Annotated in this window: 18 protein-coding genes; 10 read left to right on the forward strand and 8 right to left on the reverse strand. The window is 62.3% G+C overall.

Translation table 11 applies throughout. The features are described 5' to 3' along the window. Positions 1 to 250 precede the first annotated feature (250 nt). Positions 251 to 2,701, reverse strand: coding sequence for a penicillin acylase family protein (locus ASC85_RS07770; RefSeq protein WP_057448874.1), 2,451 nt, complete (start codon positions 2,699 to 2,701; stop codon positions 251 to 253). Between the two features lie 207 nt (positions 2,702 to 2,908). Here ASC85_RS07770 and ASC85_RS07775 point away from each other — a divergent pair, with 207 nt between their 5' ends. Further along, positions 2,909 to 3,466: a cysteine hydrolase family protein gene (locus ASC85_RS07775; RefSeq protein WP_057448875.1), complete on the forward strand. Its 558-nt coding sequence runs from the start codon at positions 2,909 to 2,911 to the stop codon at positions 3,464 to 3,466. Positions 3,467 to 3,623: 157 nt separating this feature from the next. Here the strand turns inward: ASC85_RS07775 and ASC85_RS07780 are convergent, their stop codons facing one another. The 4 genes from ASC85_RS07780 to ASC85_RS07795 form a co-directional block, all read right to left on the reverse strand. Next, the gene (locus tag ASC85_RS07780; RefSeq protein ID WP_003198420.1) at positions 3,624 to 3,827 is read right to left on the reverse strand and encodes an SEC-C metal-binding domain-containing protein; all 204 of its coding nucleotides are present in this window, start codon (positions 3,825 to 3,827) and stop codon (positions 3,624 to 3,626) included. 5 nt (positions 3,828 to 3,832) lie between these two features. Beyond that, complete coding sequence (locus ASC85_RS07785; RefSeq protein WP_057448876.1) at positions 3,833 to 4,318, reverse strand: LEA type 2 family protein; 486 nt, start codon at positions 4,316 to 4,318, stop codon at positions 3,833 to 3,835. Between the two features lie 69 nt (positions 4,319 to 4,387). Next, the gene (locus tag ASC85_RS07790; protein ID WP_057448945.1) at positions 4,388 to 4,876 is read right to left on the reverse strand and encodes a YchJ family protein; all 489 of its coding nucleotides are present in this window, start codon (positions 4,874 to 4,876) and stop codon (positions 4,388 to 4,390) included. A gap of 2 nt (positions 4,877 to 4,878) precedes the next feature. Further along, entirely contained in the window at positions 4,879 to 5,376 is a 498-nt protein-coding gene (locus ASC85_RS07795) for a DUF6231 family protein (RefSeq protein ID WP_057448877.1), read from the reverse strand. Positions 5,377 to 5,567: 191 nt separating this feature from the next. Here ASC85_RS07795 and ASC85_RS07800 point away from each other — a divergent pair, with 191 nt between their 5' ends. The 4 genes from ASC85_RS07800 (at position 5,568) to ASC85_RS07815 (ending at position 8,241) form a co-directional block, all read left to right on the forward strand. Then, positions 5,568 to 6,263, forward strand: a complete 696-nt coding sequence (locus ASC85_RS07800) for an OmpA family protein (RefSeq protein WP_057448878.1) — start codon at positions 5,568 to 5,570, stop codon at positions 6,261 to 6,263. A 90-nt stretch (positions 6,264 to 6,353) separates the two neighbouring features. Next, positions 6,354 to 7,079, forward strand: a complete 726-nt coding sequence (locus ASC85_RS07805; RefSeq protein ID WP_057448879.1) for an OmpA family protein — start codon at positions 6,354 to 6,356, stop codon at positions 7,077 to 7,079. 138 nt (positions 7,080 to 7,217) lie between these two features. Further along, entirely contained in the window at positions 7,218 to 7,490 is a 273-nt protein-coding gene (locus tag ASC85_RS07810) for a DUF1145 domain-containing protein (RefSeq protein WP_057448880.1), read from the forward strand. Next, positions 7,483 to 8,241, forward strand: a complete 759-nt coding sequence (locus tag ASC85_RS07815; RefSeq protein WP_057448881.1) for a hypothetical protein — start codon at positions 7,483 to 7,485, stop codon at positions 8,239 to 8,241. Before ASC85_RS07810 ends, ASC85_RS07815 begins: the two co-directional genes overlap by 8 nt. 120 nt (positions 8,242 to 8,361) lie before the next feature. Here the strand turns inward: ASC85_RS07815 and ASC85_RS07820 are convergent, their stop codons facing one another. Then, entirely contained in the window at positions 8,362 to 8,826 is a 465-nt protein-coding gene (locus tag ASC85_RS07820; protein ID WP_057448882.1) for a CopD family protein, read from the reverse strand. Between the two features lie 99 nt (positions 8,827 to 8,925). Between ASC85_RS07820 and dinG the strand changes: the two genes are divergently transcribed. The 4 genes from dinG (at position 8,926) to pdxH (ending at position 14,355) form a co-directional block, all read left to right on the forward strand. Next, complete coding sequence (gene dinG, locus ASC85_RS07825; protein WP_057448883.1) at positions 8,926 to 11,070, forward strand: ATP-dependent DNA helicase DinG; 2,145 nt, start codon at positions 8,926 to 8,928, stop codon at positions 11,068 to 11,070. Positions 11,071 to 11,307: 237 nt separating this feature from the next. Next, positions 11,308 to 12,453 carry a serine hydrolase domain-containing protein gene (locus tag ASC85_RS07830; protein WP_057448884.1) on the forward strand — a complete coding sequence of 382 codons (1,146 nt, stop codon included), beginning with the start codon at positions 11,308 to 11,310 and terminating at the stop codon, positions 12,451 to 12,453. 117 nt (positions 12,454 to 12,570) lie between these two features. Further along, complete coding sequence (locus ASC85_RS07835) at positions 12,571 to 13,683, forward strand: OmpA family protein (protein ID WP_057448885.1); 1,113 nt, start codon at positions 12,571 to 12,573, stop codon at positions 13,681 to 13,683. A 24-nt stretch (positions 13,684 to 13,707) separates the two neighbouring features. Further along, positions 13,708 to 14,355, forward strand: a complete 648-nt coding sequence (gene pdxH / locus ASC85_RS07840; protein WP_003198446.1) for a pyridoxamine 5'-phosphate oxidase — start codon at positions 13,708 to 13,710, stop codon at positions 14,353 to 14,355. Here pdxH and ASC85_RS30945 read toward each other — a convergent pair. Beyond that, on the reverse strand, positions 14,303 to 14,587 hold the full coding sequence (locus ASC85_RS30945; RefSeq protein WP_046065440.1) for a hypothetical protein: 285 nt from the start codon (positions 14,585 to 14,587) through the stop codon (positions 14,303 to 14,305). The genes pdxH and ASC85_RS30945 overlap by 53 nt on opposite strands. Before the next feature lie 170 nt (positions 14,588 to 14,757). Here ASC85_RS30945 and ASC85_RS07845 point away from each other — a divergent pair, with 170 nt between their 5' ends. Beyond that, positions 14,758 to 15,222, forward strand: coding sequence for a glycine zipper 2TM domain-containing protein (locus ASC85_RS07845; RefSeq protein WP_003184697.1), 465 nt, complete (start codon positions 14,758 to 14,760; stop codon positions 15,220 to 15,222). A gap of 138 nt (positions 15,223 to 15,360) precedes the next feature. On the opposite strand, the gene nhaA is transcribed toward ASC85_RS07845, so the two are convergent. Continuing rightward, positions 15,361 to 16,548, reverse strand: a complete 1,188-nt coding sequence (gene nhaA, locus ASC85_RS07850; RefSeq protein ID WP_057448886.1) for a Na+/H+ antiporter NhaA — start codon at positions 16,546 to 16,548, stop codon at positions 15,361 to 15,363. Positions 16,549 to 16,773 lie beyond the last annotated feature (225 nt).

The following is a 16,773-nucleotide window of genomic DNA, read 5'->3' on the forward strand; positions in this document are numbered from 1 at the left end:
GTGAGGGGATAAGTTCTATCGGGTTTGGACGGGGATCAACCGATGGCATGAGCAACTGTGGCGAGGAATCTAGCAAAACGTCGCCCCGCCCCGCTGGCCTGTGGGAGCTGTAGGAGCTGTAGGAGCTGACGAGTGCAACGAGGCTGCGATCTTTCCCTGACGCTTGAATCTCAAGCGAAAGATCAAAAGATCAAAAGATCAAAAGATCGCAGCCTTCGGCAGCTCCTACAGGGCAATGAGCAGCTTGCAGTTATTTGCCAGGCACCAGGGTCAACCGCGTCTTGCCATAGCCGCGATCGAAATTCTGCGATTGCAACGGCAGGCTCTGGTACTGCCCCTTGATCCACGGATCGATGCCATTGGCATAGTTCGGGCTGACCGGGTTGCCGGATTGGCCGACGCCGTCCTGGATCATCAACGGTTCAGGCTGGCCGAAGTCGACGATAAAGCGCATGGCTGGCGCCAGGGTGGTGTTGAAGTCCTGCCCCCCAGCGAACGCTGCGGTGTTGAGCGTGGAGGCGTCGCCCCCGGCCGGCAGCGGGCCGCGTACGATCTGGCCGCTGCTGTTCTTCCACGCGTAGCGATGCAACTGGCCCCACTGCCAAGCCTTGCGATCACCGCCCAACTGGCTTTCACCGGCGTTGATGGTGGCGGCCAGGCTGCGGGCGAGGATGACGGCCTTGTCTTCTTTCTGGGGGGTGCGCACATCGTCCCAGAACGGGCTGTCTTCACGCCCCAGCAGATGATCGGCCTGGGCCGAGTAGGACAATTGGCCGTTGGCGACCAGCGCCTTCCACGCCGGGCTGCTGTCCGGGCCCAGTTCGTCGAGGAAAATCTGCTTCATGCTTTCCTGCAGGAACAGCTCATAGATCGCCGCGTCGGCGGAGGTCGGGCTGAGCCGGCCATCGAATGCCATCAAGCGGGTGTAGGCCTCGCGGGCCTTGGCCCGGTCAGCCACCGGCAGGGCTTCGATCGCCTGTTTGAGCGGCTGGGCCATGCCTGGTGCTTCGAAGACTTTCTTGAGCTTGGCCGCGAACGTCGTGCCCTGGTCATATTGCATGGCGGTCAGGCTGCGGGTGTCGTGCTTGCCCGCGCCGGCCAGTTCGGCCATGCGTTCGCCACGCTCCGGTGCGGCCCACGAGTTGGACAGCTGCATGCCATAGCCGTGGGGAATGACCCGTTGGTTGGCCGTGCCAAGCCAGCCCTGGGCCGGGTCCTGATCATAAGGGTGCAGCATCGGGTCGGCGTAACCGTCCCAATCGTAGCGACCGTCCCAACCTGGCGAGGGCAACAGGCCTTCGCCTTCACGGCGGTTTGGATAGCGACCGGTGACTTGCCAACCGATATGGCTGGCGTCGGCAAAGACCAGGTTCACCGCCATGGCGCGGATTTCCCGGCTGGCGTCGGAGGCTTTCTCGACGTTCTGTGCCCGGGACAGGTCGAAGAAGGCATCCAGGGTCTTGTCGTCGCTCAAGCTCGGCGTCTGCAAGGCCAAGCCAAAGCCGTTGGCTATGGCTGGGCCCTGGGCGCTGTTGAGCAGCGGGCCGTGGCGGGTCTCGAACACCGCTTCACGAATCGGCCGCTGGCCTTTGATGAAATAGGTTTCGTTGCGCACGATCGCTGGCTGCCATTTGCCGTTGACCTCGTAGGACAGGCTGTTGCCCTGGCGGCGGATTTTTTCCAGGAACAGGTCCTGGTTGTCCCCCAGCACGCTGGTCATGCTCCAGGCCACTTTGCCGTTGAACCCGGCCAGGATCATCGGGATGCCCGCCACGGAGATCCCGGCCGCCTGGTACTTGGGCGCGCGGATCTGTACGGGGCTCCACAGCGCCGGCATGCCCAGCGGCCCATGGCTGTCGCTGGCCAACAGGCTCTTGCCGCTGCGGCTGCGTTGCGGCGCGATGGCCCAGTTACTCGAAGACGCAGCGCTCAAAAGGTTCAGCTCGGCCAACTGGCTGGTGGCCTTGCTGATCTCGTTCAGGCCCGGAATCTGGCCGTTGAGCCGCAAGCCCTGGAGTTTGTCGGCCTCGGCCACGGGCAGGGGTTCGTCCGGATAGGACGGGTTCAGCCAGGCGAGCTTGTCGTTGGTGACGGTCTGGGCCAGTACCAGGCTGGCGATTTCTTCCGGCAGGTTGGCCGACTGGCTGAAATTCAGCAGGCAGAACATCAGCGCCGAGTCTTCCGGCTTCCAGTATTCGGGTTTGTAGCCGGTGGCGGCCAGGTCCGACGGCAACTTGTCGCGGTAGCGGAACAGGTAGGCGTTGACGCCGCGGGCATAGACTTCGAAGAAGCGCTTGAGCCGTGGCGAAGACGCCTTGTACAGCTCGTCGGCGTTTTTCTTCAGGTTGACGGCGCGCATATAGCGGTCGACGTCCAGCCGTTCGGCGCCGGACATTTCTGCCAGGCGTCCCTGGGCCAGCAGGCGCAGGGTCACCATCTGGGTGATGCGGTCGCTGGCATGGACGTAGCCGAGGGTGAACAGGGCGTCATGGAAACTGTTGCTTTCGATCAGCGGCATGCCCGTGGCATTGCGCCGGACCGAGACGTTCTGCGCCAGCCCCTTGAGCGGTTGCACACCGGAAGTCGGCAGGACAGTGTCCTGGGCATTCCAGGTCTGGCATCCGCTCAAACCGAGCACACTGGCCACTGCGGCGGCAACGCCGAGCCGGGGGATAAGGGAAATAGAGGCTGGCGAGGCCATGGCAAAGCTCCTGCGGGAGGGGGGTGGCACCAATAAAGGCGCTACGTTAGTGAGCAGGAGGTGGCCGCGCAAGCTGGGGCGAGGGTTATTTGTTGGTTTGGCGATGAAACTCCGGGGCCGAGTCATCGCTTTTGCTCGAAGGCTTGCCTGTAGGAAGAGGTGATGCTCAAGTGTGGAAGATTCAATGACCGAGAAGAGAAAACCGGCATGGAGCTACAACACAACGCAGCGCTGATCCTCATCGATCAACAAAAAGGCATCCTTCATCCCAGGCTCGGTCCTCGCAACAATCCCGAGGCAGAGCTGCGCATGCTGGAGCTACTGGCTTTATGGCGACACATGGCGCGCCCGGTGATTCACGTCCACCACTTGTCCCGCTCGCCGGACTCGGTGTTCTGGCCGGGGCAGTCGGGCGTGGAGGTCCAGCCACGGTTCGAGCCGCTGGCGGGGGAATGGCTGGTGCAAAAACAAGTGCCGGATGCGTTCAGTGGCACGCGCCTGGAGGAAGACCTGCGCAGGGCGGGTATCGGGCAACTGGTGATCGTCGGCGTGGCGACGCACAACTCGGTGGAGTCCACGGCGCGTACGGCCGGCAACCTGGGATTCGACACGTGGGTGGTCGAGGATGCCTGCTTTACCTTCGACAAGAGCGATTACTTCGGTAACCCCCGTTCGGCGGTCGACGTGCATGCCATGTCCCTGGGCAACTTGCATGGCGAGTATGCGACGGTGGTGGGTGTGGAGCGGATTCTGCAGGCGGGCTGACGGACCGGTGCTGAATGTGCCGGCCTCATCGCGAGCAGGCTCGCTCCCACACCGGTTCCGCGGCGACCGTTAGATATCGCTTCGGCGCATTTCCTTGTGGGAGCGAGCCTGCTCGCGATGACGGTCTAACAGGCGAAAAAGTTTTTCGCCCGGCCCCTCAAGCCCCGTGGCACTTCTTGAATTTCTTGCCATTGCCGCACGGGCAAGGGTCGTTGCGGCCGACATCCTTCAGGGCGTTGCGCACCGGTTCCTGGTGTGCGTGGCCGCAGTTCGGACCGTGGACATGGCCGTGGTCATGATCGTGATGATGGTCGTGATCGTGGTTGCAATCAGGGCCGTGGACGTGGGGTTGTTGGGTCATCGAGGTTACTCCGCAATAAAATCGGCGGCGATTATCACGCCATTGCGTTCCACGTGCACGTAGTCGGCGATGAATAATCCGGTTTCCAGCTCACCTTCCAGACGGTAGGGGATCTGTTCCCGGGGTTTTTCCAGCAACTTCACCACGTCCCGCACCTGCGGCCACAGGTTGGTGCGGATCGGCACTTTGAAATAGGCGCTGTGCCGGGGGCGCACGGTGAACCAGTGTTCATGCTCACCTTCGGTCAGCAACAGGTCGCCCAGGTGGATGCGGTAGGTCAGGCCGCGAACGGTCAGGTCGCTGTCGCCGGGGTTGTCGACGCGAAAGTGCAGCATGAACTTCTGCTCCAGCAGTCGGGCCCGCACCACCTCGACCTTGACCAGATGCACCTGTGGTTCAGGGGCTTCTTCACCTTGCCAGGACGCACAGCCGCCGAGCCCGACGAGCAGCAGCAGGCAGGTGATGCGTAGCAAGAATGATGGAGGGGTCATGTCCGTGCCTCTGGTTTACCCCCAGTCTAGCCCTCTGGGCCGATGGATGAGCGTCGGACATTTGCGAAATCAACGATTGAAGTAGCCTGCGCAGCACTTCTTGAATTTGTGCCCGCTGCCGCACGGACAGCCGTCATTGCGGCCGGTCTTGACCGGCACGGTCGGGTCGATGAAGTACCAGCGCCCGGTGTTCTGCACGAACGAGGACTGTTCACGGTGGCTATGCTCGCCCTGGCCGTCGTGCCAGCGTGCCGTGAACGTGACAAAGGCGTGTTCCGGTTGACCGCCGAACACTTCGCTGCTTTCCACGTCCAGCCCCAACCAGGTGCTGTTGGCGCTCCACTCGCTGATCGACTGGCGATCAAGGCCTGGCTGCTGGGCGGGCAGGGTGGTGGCGACCAGATAATCCACCAGGCCCAGCACATAGGCGCTGTAGCGCGAGCGCATCAAGGCTTCGGCGCAGGGCGCCGGGTGACCGTCGTGGTAGTGGCCGCAGCAGGCGTCCAGTGAGTTGCCACTGCCGCAGGGGCAAATGGGTGTGTGCGGGCTTGTGTTCACGGTTACCACCAATATTTTCCAAAATTTTCCGGGTTGGCCCAGAAACGCGAGTTGAGCCAGTCGGGGACTTGTTTGTATTCAAGCAGATCGTAGGTGAACAGGGTCAACACCTGATCTTCGCGCTGGAATCGTTCGCTGGCTTGCAGGGCCAGGGAAAAAAAGTCCGTCTCTTGCCAGCCACAGGCGTTGAGGTCTGCCAGCACGGCGATGCGGCTGGCGTTGAGATTGCGGATGCCACCCAACAGGTTCAGACCCTCGCGCTTGGGCAAATGCTCCAGGCAATCGAGCGCCAGGGCCAGGTCAAAACGCCGCGCCGCCACGTCCGCCGGCAGTGCGCCGGGGCCGGCGTGGACCACTTCGGTGTCGGGGTGGGCCTGCTGGAATGCTTCGAGTGCGGGAAAGTCGCTGGCACCGATCAGCAGCAGTGTTTGCGGGGCATAACGGTCAAGCACGGCCGCCAGGGCTTGCTGGGGCGTACGCGCAGAAATGGCAACGGTCATCGAAGTTCCTCAGTCAGAACCACCACGATAGCCTGCCCGGACATCGTGGCCTAGAGCGGTTTGTCCATGAACGTGCGGAATCTTCGCAAACACGGGGCGAAAACCCGCGATTGCTCAGGCTGGCGCAGATTCGAAGACGGGTCTTTACTCCCCTGAATCGGCGCAAAGCCGATCCCTCAAGGAGAAACCCGATGAGCATAGTTCGGACAGCGTTACCCCTGGTTCTGCTAACCAGTGTGTTGACTGGTTGTGCAGGTTTGCAGAAAACCGACTGGCCGACCTGTGCGGCCGTCGGCGGTGTGATCGGCGCAGGCTTGGGCGCCACCGAAAGTACTTCCTGGGCCGGCGGTGGCGCGTTGTTCGTCGGCACCATGGCGGCAGCGTATTGCTGGGTACACGGCGACGGAGACGAAGATGGCGATGGCGTGCCGGATAGCCGCGACAAGTGCCCTGGCACACCGAAGGGCGTGCAGGTCGATGCCGACGGTTGTCCGCCACCTGTCCCGGCGCCCGTGGTTGAAGAGGTCGTGGTGGTCCAGGAAGAAACCATCGTGATCCGCGACGTGCACTTTGAGTTCAACAAAGCCACGCTGACCCCGGCCGACAAGGATGTGCTGAGCACGGTCGCCACCCGGCTGAAACAGGAAGCGTCCACCGCGCAACTGCGGGTCACCGGCCATACCGACAGTGTCGGCAGTGATGCCTACAACCAACGGTTGTCGGAGAAACGGGCCAACTCGGTGGTGCAATACCTGGTCGAAAACGGCGTACCGCGTGCCAGTTTTGTCTCGGTGTCCGGTGCCGGAGAGAGCCAACCGGTGGCCGATAACAAGACCGCCGACGGCCGCGCGATGAACCGTCGCACGGAAATCAAGATAAGCCGCTGAAACCCTTGTCATCCGCGGCTTGTGGAGTTGCGGATGCGGGTCTTTACTCCTGTGTGACCGGTATGGGCCGGTGACACAGGAGCCTTCATCATGAACGTTCTAATCAGGGCCGCCTTACCGGTACTGCTGGCGAGCAGTCTGTTGTCCGGTTGCGCCACCCACAGCGATGGTAGCGCACCTCTCAATCAACGCACCTGGCCAATCTGTAGCCTGATTGGCGGCTTGGTCGGTGGCGGGTTGGGGGCCATTGAAAGCAGCGGTTGGGCTGCTGGTGGCGCCGCGTTGGGGCTGCTGGGCGGTGGTTTGATCTGCTACGCCCAGGATGGCGATGAAGACGACGATGGGGTGTTCGATCGCCGCGACCGTTGCCCCGATACCCCGGCCAATACCCCTGTCGAACATCACGGTTGCCCGGTGCCGCAATACCCGGCCAGCGCCCCACCCGTGGCGCCTGAAGCACCGGCTAGCGAGGTCATCACCCTCAACGACGCCGGCAAGGTACTGTTCGATTTCGACAAATCCGACCTCACCGCAGAAGCTCGCAGCCAGCTCGATGGGCTGATGAGCAAACTCAGCCATGCCAATGTCGCCAGCATCCGGGTCGTGGGTCACACCGACAGTGTCGGCAGTGATGCCTATAACCAGGGGCTGTCTGAACGTCGGGCCAGCAGCGTCGTGGAGTATTTGCTGAGCCAGGGGCTGGCCCCCGACAAACTCACCAGCGAAGGCAAAGGCGAGAGCGAGCCGGTGGCCGACAATGAGACCGACGAAGGGCGGGCGCAGAACCGTCGGGTTGAGCTGCATATCCAGCGTTGAAGCGCGGGCCAGGGCTGCCGGGTCGTCGGGAAGGCGATCCGGGGCTCGGGTCAGATTAAATTTGCCTGACCCTCTGGCTTATCCTGCGCGCAAGCCGTTACTGTGCGGGCAAAGAATAATTCCCGATCAGGGGGGCATATGAAGGTGTTTTGGGGGCTGGGGCGCTTGCTGACCCTGCTGTTCTGGCTGGTGGTGCTGGTCAATCTGGTCGTGCCGTTCGTCCATCCGCTGCATCTGCTGGTCAATGTCGCCGGCGGGTTTTTGCTGGTGCTCCATCTGCTGGAACTGCTGTTGTTCAGGGCCAGTTTCCGTGGCCGCCCCACGCCTGGTCGTGATCGCCTCAGAGTGCTGCTGTTCGGTATCTTCCATTTGCAAACCCTCCCGACCGCGCCAGAGGCTTCCCATGCGTAAATTGTGTCTGCTCGCTGCACTCGTATGCCCGTGGGCTTCGGCCCAGGTGGTCCAGGTCGAAAGCCATTCGTTGATGCGCCTGCCCAACACCACCAGCACCCTGGCCCTTGAGCGACTGGACGTGGCCGACTACGGCACGCTGCTGGTGCCTTCCAATGTCACTGAACTGACCATCGACCAATTGCACCTGGGGCGTGAAGCACGGATCGCCATCGTGCCGGCGCAGCAGGTATTGGCCATGAAAGTGGCCCAGGCTGAGCTGGCCGAGGGCAGCCAGATCACTTCACGTGGCGCGCCGGGTACCTACACCAAGGCCGCGCGGCCGGGGCGCGATCTCAACCTGCGTTTCAATGCCTTGAATGCGCCGCTGTTGTCGGTGGATGCCCGCGGTGGTACCGGGGCGCCGGGTTTCGTCGGTCTTGACGGTGCCAATGGCCAGGCGCCGGGTTGCACCTGGGGTTCGGCCGGTCGCGGGGCCGACGGCAGCAATGGCAGCGATGGCCAGCCGGGTGCGGCCGGTGCGCTGGTACGCCTTGAACTGCCCCGCGGCTATCCTGCCGAGCAGATCAAAGTGACGGTGGACGGCGGCGCCGGTGGCGCGGCGGGTCCTGGCGGCAAGCCTGGGGCGGGGGGCAAGGCCAAGGGCTGCCTGGTCTATACCGCCGACGGCGGCAAAAGCGGCCGTCCTGGCGCTGACGGTCAGCCTGGGCCTGCCGGAGCGGCGGGGACGGTGACGGTGCAGCGGTTCTGAAGAAAAACCTGATCTGAACCTGTGGGAGCTTGCTCGCGATAACGGTATGTCAGTCACATAAGGCTGACTGATCCACCGCTATCGCGAGCAAGCTCGCTCCCACAGGGTTCTATGTGATTTTCAGAACATCGGCCGCGCCGCGCCAATCGCCACCACCAGCAACCCGATCAACAGGTTGATCCCCACCAGCCTGCGAATCTTCCCCAGCACCGCCGCACCCGCCGGCCAGTCCTGCGCCGTCACGGCGTTACGCAATGTCGGCAGTTGCAGGGCCTGGATGCGGATAAACAGCGCCGTCATCACCACATACAACCCCATCATCACTTGCACATACCGCGGCGCGCTTTCGAAACCGGCGAAGCGCATATGGATCAGGCCTACACCGCTGATCGGTAAAAGCACCACCGCGACCCAGACCCAGACAAAAAAACGCTGAAACACTTCTACCCACAACTTGAGCCGGGCAGGGCCCTCAAGCGCTGTAATTGCGGCGGGGCGCAGGATCATCCAGGCGAAGAACATGCCGCCGACCCAGACCAGGGCCGCCAGTAAATGCAGGGTGTAGACGAGGGCAAAGGGTGTCATTGGGTTACTCCGTTCTGCGCAGGATTCATTAGCGGGGTATGATAGCCGCCGATCCGAACCACTGAAAATTTATCCAGCGTTTTTAGCGCCCGACCATACATGATCAGCACCGAACTCAAAACCACGATCCAGGGCGCCTATTCGCGTTTTCTCGAAGCCAAGAGCCTCAAGCCGCGATATGGCCAGCGCCTGATGATTGCCGAAGTGGCAAAAGTCCTGGGTGACATCGACACCGACGACGAAGGCCGGCGCAGTGGCGAGCCCGCTGTCGTGGCGGTGGAGGCCGGCACCGGTACCGGCAAGACCGTGGCCTACAGCCTGGCGGCGATTCCCACTGCCAAGGCCGCCGGCAAACGCCTGGTGATCGCCACGGCCACCGTCGCCCTGCAGGAGCAGATCGTCTACAAGGACCTGCCCGACCTGATGCGCAACAGCGGCCTGAGCTTCACGTTCGCGCTGGCCAAGGGCCGTGGGCGCTACATGTGCCTGTCCAAGCTCGACATGTTGCTCCAGGAAGGCCACGCGCAGACTGCCACGGCCCAGTTGTTCGAAGAAGAAGGCTTCAAGATCGAAGTCGATGAGGCCAGCCAGAAGCTGTTCACCAGCATGATCGAGAAGCTGGCCGGCAATAAATGGGACGGCGACCGCGACAGCTGGTCCACGGCCCTGGAAGACGCCGACTGGTCCCGCCTGACGACCGACCATAGCCAGTGCACCAACCGCCATTGCCCGAACTTCGGCCAGTGCGCCTTCTACAAGGCCCGCGAAGGCATGGGCAAGGTCGACGTCATCGTCACCAACCACGACATGGTGCTGGCCGACCTGGCCCTGGGCGGAGGTGCGGTGCTGCCGGACCCACGCGACACGATCTACGTGTTCGACGAAGGCCACCACCTGCCGGACAAGGCCATCGGCCATTTCGCCCATTACACCCGGCTGCGCTCCACCGCCGACTGGCTGGAAACCACCGCCAAGAACCTCACCAAACTGTTGGCCCAGCATCCATTGCCGGGTGACCTGGGCAAGTTCATCGAGCAAGTGCCGGAGCTGGCGCGGGAAATCAAGACGAACCAGCAGTTCATGTTCACCGCTTGCGAGCAAGTGGCCGACTTCAAGCCCGGCGAAGACGTCGAGGGCCGCGAGCGGCCGCGCCACCGGTTTGTCGGCGGGGTAATCCCCGAGCACATGCGCGAAATGGGCATCGAGCTCAAGAAAGGTTTCGCACGCCTGACCGACCTGTTCACGCGCCTGACCGACCTGCTCAAGGAAGGCATGGATGGCGAGGTCAACATCGGAATTGCCAGCAACCAGGCCGAGGAGTGGTATCCGCTGTTTGGCAGCCTGTTGTCCCGCTCACAAGGCAACTGGGAACTGTGGACGGCCTTTACCGCCGAAGACCCGGAAGACAACCCGCCAATGGCGCGGTGGCTGACCCTGGCCGAAAGCGGTTCGCTGTTCGATATCGAGGTCAATGCCAGCCCGATCCTGGCGGCGGAAATGCTGCGTCGCAACCTGTGGAACGTGGCCTACGGTGCGCTGGTGACGTCCGCCACGCTGACCGCCCTGGGCACGTTCGACCGTTTCCGCATGCGTGCCGGCCTGCCGAAGAAAGCCGTGACCGCAGTGGTCCCGAGCCCCTTCCATCACGCCGATGCCGGTGTGCTGCGGGTGCCGGACCTCAAGGCCGACCCGCGGGATGCCGCCGCCCACACGGCGGCGATCATCCGCGATCTGCCGGAACTGGTGGAAGGCTCACGGGGCACCCTGGTGCTGTTTTCCTCGCGCAAACAGATGCAGGACGTGTTCGACGGCCTCGACCGTGACTGGCGCAAGCAGGTGTTCATCCAGGGCAACCTGTCGAAGCAGGAAACCCTGAACAAACACAAGGCGCGGGTCGATGGTGGGGATTCCAGCGTGCTGTTCGGCCTGGCGAGTTTTGCCGAAGGCGTGGACTTGCCCGGTGCCTATTGCGAGCACGTGGTGATCGCCAAGATTCCGTTCTCGGTCCCCGATGACCCGGTGGAAGCCGCGCTGGCCGAGTGGATCGAAGCCCGAGGCGGCAACCCGTTCATGGAAATTTCCGTACCGGACGCTTCGCTGAAGCTGGTCCAGGCGTGTGGTCGGTTGCTGCGCACCGAAGAAGACCGCGGCACCATCACCTTGCTCGACCGCAGGCTGGTAACCCAACGCTATGGCAAGGCGATCCTCAACGCGCTGCCGCCGTTTCGGCGGGAGATTTCCTGAGGCTGCTGCGATTTCACGGTGAAGCAATGTATTTGTGGGAGCAAGGCTTGCCCGCGATGAAGGCACCTGAGTTTCAGAAAGACCTCGTAGGCCTCATCGCGGGCAAGCCTTGCTCCCACAGGTTCTTCTTGCCACGGTGGGCATGCTTAGCCAGCCGTCTTGCGGCGGTTCCCAAAAACCCTAATGGCTGAAACAATGCCAGCCACCTTAAAAGTGTTTGTTTCAAGGGAGTTACGGGTGCAGATTCAAGGCCATTATGAACTTCAGTTCGAGGCGGTGCGTGAAGCGTTCGCGGCGCTGTTCGATAATTCCCAGGAGCGCGGCGCGGCGTTGTGCATCCAGGTGGGTGGTCGCACGGTAATCGATCTGTGGGCCGGTACCGCCGATAAGGATGGCCATGAAGCCTGGCACAGCGACACCATTGCCAACCTGTTTTCCTGCACCAAGACCTTCACCGCCGTCACCGCCCTGCAACTGGTGGCTGAAGGCAAGTTGCAGCTGGATGTCCCGGTAGCCCGCTATTGGCCCGAGTTTGCCGCCGCCGGCAAGCAATCCATTACTCTGCGCCAGTTGCTCTGCCATCAGGCCGGGCTGCCGGCGCTACGTGAATTGCTGCCGCCCGAAGCGCTTTATGACTGGCAAGCCATGGTCGATGCCCTGGCCGCCGAAGCCCCTTGGTGGACGCCGGGCGAGGGCCACGGTTATGCCGCAATCACCTACGGCTGGCTGATCGGCGAGCTGTTGCGCAGGGCCGATGGACGTGGCCCGGGGGAGTCCATCGTGGCCCGTGTGGCCAAGCCTTTGGGCCTGGATTTTCACGTTGGCCTGGCCGACGAGGAGTTTCATCGCGTGGCCCACATCGCCCGTGGCAAAGGCAACGTCGGCGATGCCGCGGCCCAACGCCTGCTGCAGGTGACGATGCGCGAGCCCACGGCCATGACCACCCGGGCCTTCACCAATCCGCCGTCGATCATGACCAGTACCAACAAACCGGAGTGGCGGCGCATGCAGCAACCGGCGGCCAATGGCCACGGCAACGCCCGCAGCCTGGCCGGGTTCTATGCGGGGCTGCTGGACGGCAGCCTGCTGGAAGGTGAAATGCTCGACGAACTGACTCGCCAGCACAGCTTCGGCGAGGACAAGACTTTGTTGACCCAGACCCGTTTCGGCCTGGGTTGCATGCTCGACCAGCCGGATGTGCCGAATGCGACCTACGGCCTCGGCCCACGGGCGTTCGGTCATCCGGGGGCCGGGGGCTCCTTGGGGTTTGCCGACCCGGAACATGATGTGGCTTTTGGCTTCGTGACCAACACGCTCGGGCCTTACGTATTGATGGACCCGCGCGCGCAGAACCTTGCGAGGGTGCTTGCCACTTGTCTATAAAACGCCATTGAAGGCGGCGGGCACCGGAACCTCGGGGCCCTTTCAGTTTCCAACCGACTGTTTATGCGGCCAAAACATGGCCTTTATTTTCCATTTACATCATTTTGTGGATATCCAATGTCATCGAATAAAACCCTCGCTCTGGCGCTGTGCTTCGCTATCACCGGTTGCGCACAAACCCCACAAAATGATGCCGAGGGCGGCGGTAGCTGGTGGTCGTTCGGCTCTTCCGACAAGGTCGTGGCCAAGGACACGGCGCCAGCGGCGCCTCTGAAACCGGCCGCCGTCGCACCGCAAGCCAAGGCTGAGAGCGCCACCCACTGGTGGTGGCCGTTCTCTTCCGATGATGCTGCCGACGTTGCGAAGAAAGATGACGTCAAACCCCAGGACAAGCCTGAAGCCAAGGCGCCGGTCGTTGCCAAGGCCGAAGCCGAAAGCAACGGCAAGTGGTGGTGGCCGTTTGGCGGCAAGGATCAGGAAACCGCCAAGGCGGTGCCGATGCCTGATCCTAAAGTCACCCAGGCCTGGCTCGACGACTACGAACCGAAGCTGCGCACGGCTATCCAGGACAGCAAGCTCCAACTCGAGCGCCGCGACAATGTGCTGGTGGTCACCGCGCCGGTGGACGGCTCCTTCAACCCGGATCGCCCGGCCATGCTGCTGCCCGTGACCCTCGGCCCGTTCACTCGCGTGGCGAAGATCCTTGAAGCCGACCCCAAGACCGCCGTGCTGATCCTCGGCCACGCCGACACCTCGGGCGCCGCACCTGCGAACCTGAAGCTCAGCCAGGAGCGTGCCCAGTCCGTGGCGGCGATTTTCCGTCTCAGCGGCCTGCAACGTGATCGCCTGATGCTGCGCGGCATGGGCGCAGTGGCGCCTCGTGCGGCCAACGACAGTGTGGAAGGGCGTGCCTTGAACCGTCGCGTGGAACTGCTGGTCACGCCGGCCAACACCATGGTTGCGCTGCTGAGCAAATACAACATGCCGGCCCCGGCGCCAGTGACGCTGGTGGCGGCCCAGGACGTGAAGCCCGTGGCCCCGGCCCCAGCGCCTGCGGCGAAAAAAGCCGTGACCCCGACCAGCAAAAAAGCACCGGCCAAAAAAGCCGTGGCCAAGGCGCCTGCCAAGAAAGCCCCTGCCAAGGCCACTACCACGGCGAAGAAAACCCAACCGGCCAAAGCCGCCACCGATACCAAGAAAGTCGCGGCTGCCGATACCCCCAAGCAGTGATGGGCTAACCACAAGGAACGCGCCATGACCCAACCGCTGGCTGATATGCGCCGCGACTACACCCGCGATGGCTTGACCGAGGCACAAGCCCCGGCCGAGCCGTTTGCACTGTTCCACCAATGGTTCGCCGACGCGGTGAAAACCGAGCAGGCCCCGGTGGAGGCCAACGCCATGACCCTGGCGACGGTGGATGCAGAAGGGCGCCCGCACTGCCGGATCCTGCTGCTCAAGGGCCTGGATGCCCTGGGATTCACGTTCTTCACCAACTACGACAGCGCCAAGGGCCAGCAACTGGCCGCGAATCCATTTGCGGCCATGACGTTTTTCTGGCCGGCCCTGGAGCGCCAGGTGCGCATCGAGGGCAAAGTGGTGAAGGTCACCGCGCAGGAGTCGGACGCTTATTACCAGGTTCGCCCGTTGGGCAGCCGTCTCGGCGCCTGGGCTTCACCCCAGAGCCGAGTGATTTCAGGGCGCGCTGAGCTGGACGACTTGCTCAAGGCCACCGAACAACGCTTCAGCGACAGCCAGCCGCACTGCCCGGAGCATTGGGGCGGTTATCGTTTGCTGCCCGAGCGCATCGAGTTCTGGCAGGGCCGTCCGAGCCGTCTGCATGATCGCCTCAACTACCGCCTGCAAGGGGCGAACTGGACGCGCGAGCGTCTGGCGCCTTAACTTCGGGGTAACCTGCCGCAGCGGTTTTAAGCCATTGCGGCAAGTCCCGGCGCTTGACCCCTTGCTCCCGGGCGCGGGCCAATTGTTGCAGCATGTAGGTCTTTTTCTGTTCATCCTGCCCCGCCAGGGACAGCGCCAGGTCGCGGTCCATCCAGCGTTTGATTCGTACGTACAGCCACCAGTGGAAGTACAAACCGGCCACGGTGACCGCGACGATGATGAAATAATCCATGAAAAATCCCCGGGTTGATGACGCAGGTTTCGGAAATTGGCGCTACTGTTTGGTGAATTTTTCGGGTGCGCCTGTATCCCACCTGAATGAAAACAATTTTATCCCGGCGAGGCCGTGACAGGCGTCAAGCTGCGGAGTTTAATGAATCCCTGTCTTTTGGAGTTGATGCTATGCGTAAGTCTGTTTTGCTGGTTGCTTCCTTTTCCACGATGGCGATGTTGCTCACGGGCTGTCAGTCGAGCCTGACCGGTGACTCCTACTCCCGTGACGAAGCGCGTCGCGTGCAGACGATTCGCATGGGGACCATCGAATCCTTGCGTCCGGTCAAGATCGAAGGCACCAAGACCCCGATCGGCGGTGCGGCCGGTGCCGTGGTCGGTGGTGTCGGCGGCAGCGCCATCGGTGGTGGCCGTGGCAGCATCGTCGCCGCTGTGATTGGCGCGGTAGCTGGTGGCCTGATTGGTTCTGCGACTGAAGAAGGTCTGACCCGTACCCAGGGTGTGGAAATCACCGTTCGTGAAGATGACGGTAGCATGCGTGCCTATGTGCAGCAGGTTCAGGAGAACGAGGTGTTCCGTGTGGGTGAGCGGGTTCGTATTTCCACTGTGGATGGTACGAGTCGCGTATCGCACTAAGCTTGAGTCGGTAAGAGAAAACGGCGCTTATTCCGGGAATGGAAAGCGCCGTTTTCTTTTGGGGTTGGATTGGATTGGATTGGGTACATATCCGTTACCGCAGCAACGGATATGCACACCCCACCTGGCAGCCAGGAATCAGCTTGGCAATACAGGCTGCTTGCGACTGGCCGCCGCCGTCACCGCATAACCGAGCAACGCCGCCAGGATCGAACCAGTGAGAATCCCCATCCGGTCCATACCCGCGTAGTCACTCACACCAGGCTCGAACGCCAGGGACCCGACAAACAAGCTCATGGTGAACCCGATACCGCACAGGATCGCCACACCCAATACCTGGCCCCAGTTGGCGCCAAGGGGCAGGCTGGCGATGCCGATTTTCACGGCCAGCCAGGTCAGGCCGAAGACACCGACGGTCTTGCCCAGCAACAGGCCAATGGCAATGCCCATTGGCACATGATGGGTGAAGCTTTCGACGGTGACGCCGCTCAGGGACAAGCCGGCGTTGGCGAAGGCGAACAGCGGCAGGATGCCATAAGCCACCCAGGGATGCAGGGCATGTTCCAGGGTGAGCAGCGGCGAAGTCTCGGCGTTTTTCGTGCGCAGCGGGATGCAGAACGCCAGGGTCACCCCGGCCAGGGTGGCATGGACACCGCTCTTGAGCACGCAAACCCACAGAATCAGGCCGACAACCATGTAGGGCCCGAGCTTGACCACGCCCATCCGGTTCATCGCCACCAGCGCGGCGATGCAGGTTGCCGCCAGTATGAGCGACAGGCTGGACAGGGCGCCGGAGTAAAAGATCGCGATGATGATAATGGCGCCCAGGTCGTCGATGATCGCCAGGGTCATCAGGAACAGCTTGAGCGACACCGGCACCCGCTTGCCCAGCAAGGCCAGCACGCCGAGGGCGAATGCGATGTCGGTGGCCGTCGGAATTGCCCAGCCGGCGAGGGCGGGGGGATTGTCGCGGTTGAGGAACCAGTAGATCAGTGCTGGCACCACCATGCCGCCAATCGCCGCCGCACCCGGCAAGACGATTTGCGACGGTTTCGACAGTTGCCCGCCGAGGACCTCTCGCTTGACTTCGAGGCCGATGAGCAAGAAGAACATCGCCATCAGGCCGTCGTTGATCCACAGCAACAAGGGTTTGGCGATCTTCAACGCGCCGACCTGGACGACCACCGGGGTGTCCAGCAAGCCGTTATACAGCCAGGACAGCGGCGAGTTATTGATGACCAGGGCCAACACGGCGGCGGCGATCAGCAGCAGGCCGCTGGCAGCCTCCAGTTGGAAAAAACGTGTCAGAGAATTACGTAGAGCCACGATCGCTCTCCATTCATTGAATCAAAAAGATGGCACACCCTAACCCGTACTGTTAGTTGTTAAAACAAAAGTTATATTCTTTTTTGTTATATGACGTTACAACGCTTGCTCCACGCAGTCAGGCAGTTATGGGCCATATTGGACCTTAGCTGTACCTGTGCGCGATGTAGGTTTTTTCCTAAGCTTGCGACTGGTTTTTCCGAGACCACGTTGCGCCTGCATGAC

This window comes from Pseudomonas sp. Root401, from assembly GCF_001425105.1.
Lineage (GTDB): Bacteria > Pseudomonadota > Gammaproteobacteria > Pseudomonadales > Pseudomonadaceae > Aquipseudomonas > Aquipseudomonas brassicacearum.

What these genes read in the sequence shown, in the direction of transcription:
- ASC85_RS07770 (WP_057448874.1), bottom strand. Translation starts at nt 2,701, where the DNA reads ATGGCCTCGCCAGCCTCTATTTCCCTTATCCCCCGGCTCGGCGTTGCC.
- ASC85_RS07775 (WP_057448875.1), top strand. Translation starts at nt 2,909, where the DNA reads ATGGAGCTACAACACAACGCAGCGCTGATCCTCATCGATCAACAAAAA.
- ASC85_RS07780 (WP_003198420.1), bottom strand. Translation starts at nt 3,827, where the DNA reads ATGACCCAACAACCCCACGTCCACGGCCCTGATTGCAACCACGATCAC.
- ASC85_RS07785 (WP_057448876.1), bottom strand. Translation starts at nt 4,318, where the DNA reads ATGACCCCTCCATCATTCTTGCTACGCATCACCTGCCTGCTGCTGCTC.
- ASC85_RS07795 (WP_057448877.1), bottom strand. Translation starts at nt 5,376, where the DNA reads ATGACCGTTGCCATTTCTGCGCGTACGCCCCAGCAAGCCCTGGCGGCC.
- ASC85_RS07800 (WP_057448878.1), top strand. Translation starts at nt 5,568, where the DNA reads ATGAGCATAGTTCGGACAGCGTTACCCCTGGTTCTGCTAACCAGTGTG.
- ASC85_RS07805 (WP_057448879.1), top strand. Translation starts at nt 6,354, where the DNA reads ATGAACGTTCTAATCAGGGCCGCCTTACCGGTACTGCTGGCGAGCAGT.
- ASC85_RS07810 (WP_057448880.1), top strand. Translation starts at nt 7,218, where the DNA reads ATGAAGGTGTTTTGGGGGCTGGGGCGCTTGCTGACCCTGCTGTTCTGG.
- ASC85_RS07815 (WP_057448881.1), top strand. Translation starts at nt 7,483, where the DNA reads ATGCGTAAATTGTGTCTGCTCGCTGCACTCGTATGCCCGTGGGCTTCG.
- ASC85_RS07820 (WP_057448882.1), bottom strand. Translation starts at nt 8,826, where the DNA reads ATGACACCCTTTGCCCTCGTCTACACCCTGCATTTACTGGCGGCCCTG.
- dinG (WP_057448883.1), top strand. Translation starts at nt 8,926, where the DNA reads ATGATCAGCACCGAACTCAAAACCACGATCCAGGGCGCCTATTCGCGT.
- ASC85_RS07835 (WP_057448885.1), top strand. Translation starts at nt 12,571, where the DNA reads ATGTCATCGAATAAAACCCTCGCTCTGGCGCTGTGCTTCGCTATCACC.
- pdxH (WP_003198446.1), top strand. Translation starts at nt 13,708, where the DNA reads ATGACCCAACCGCTGGCTGATATGCGCCGCGACTACACCCGCGATGGC.
- ASC85_RS30945 (WP_046065440.1), bottom strand. Translation starts at nt 14,587, where the DNA reads ATGGATTATTTCATCATCGTCGCGGTCACCGTGGCCGGTTTGTACTTC.
- ASC85_RS07845 (WP_003184697.1), top strand. Translation starts at nt 14,758, where the DNA reads ATGCGTAAGTCTGTTTTGCTGGTTGCTTCCTTTTCCACGATGGCGATG.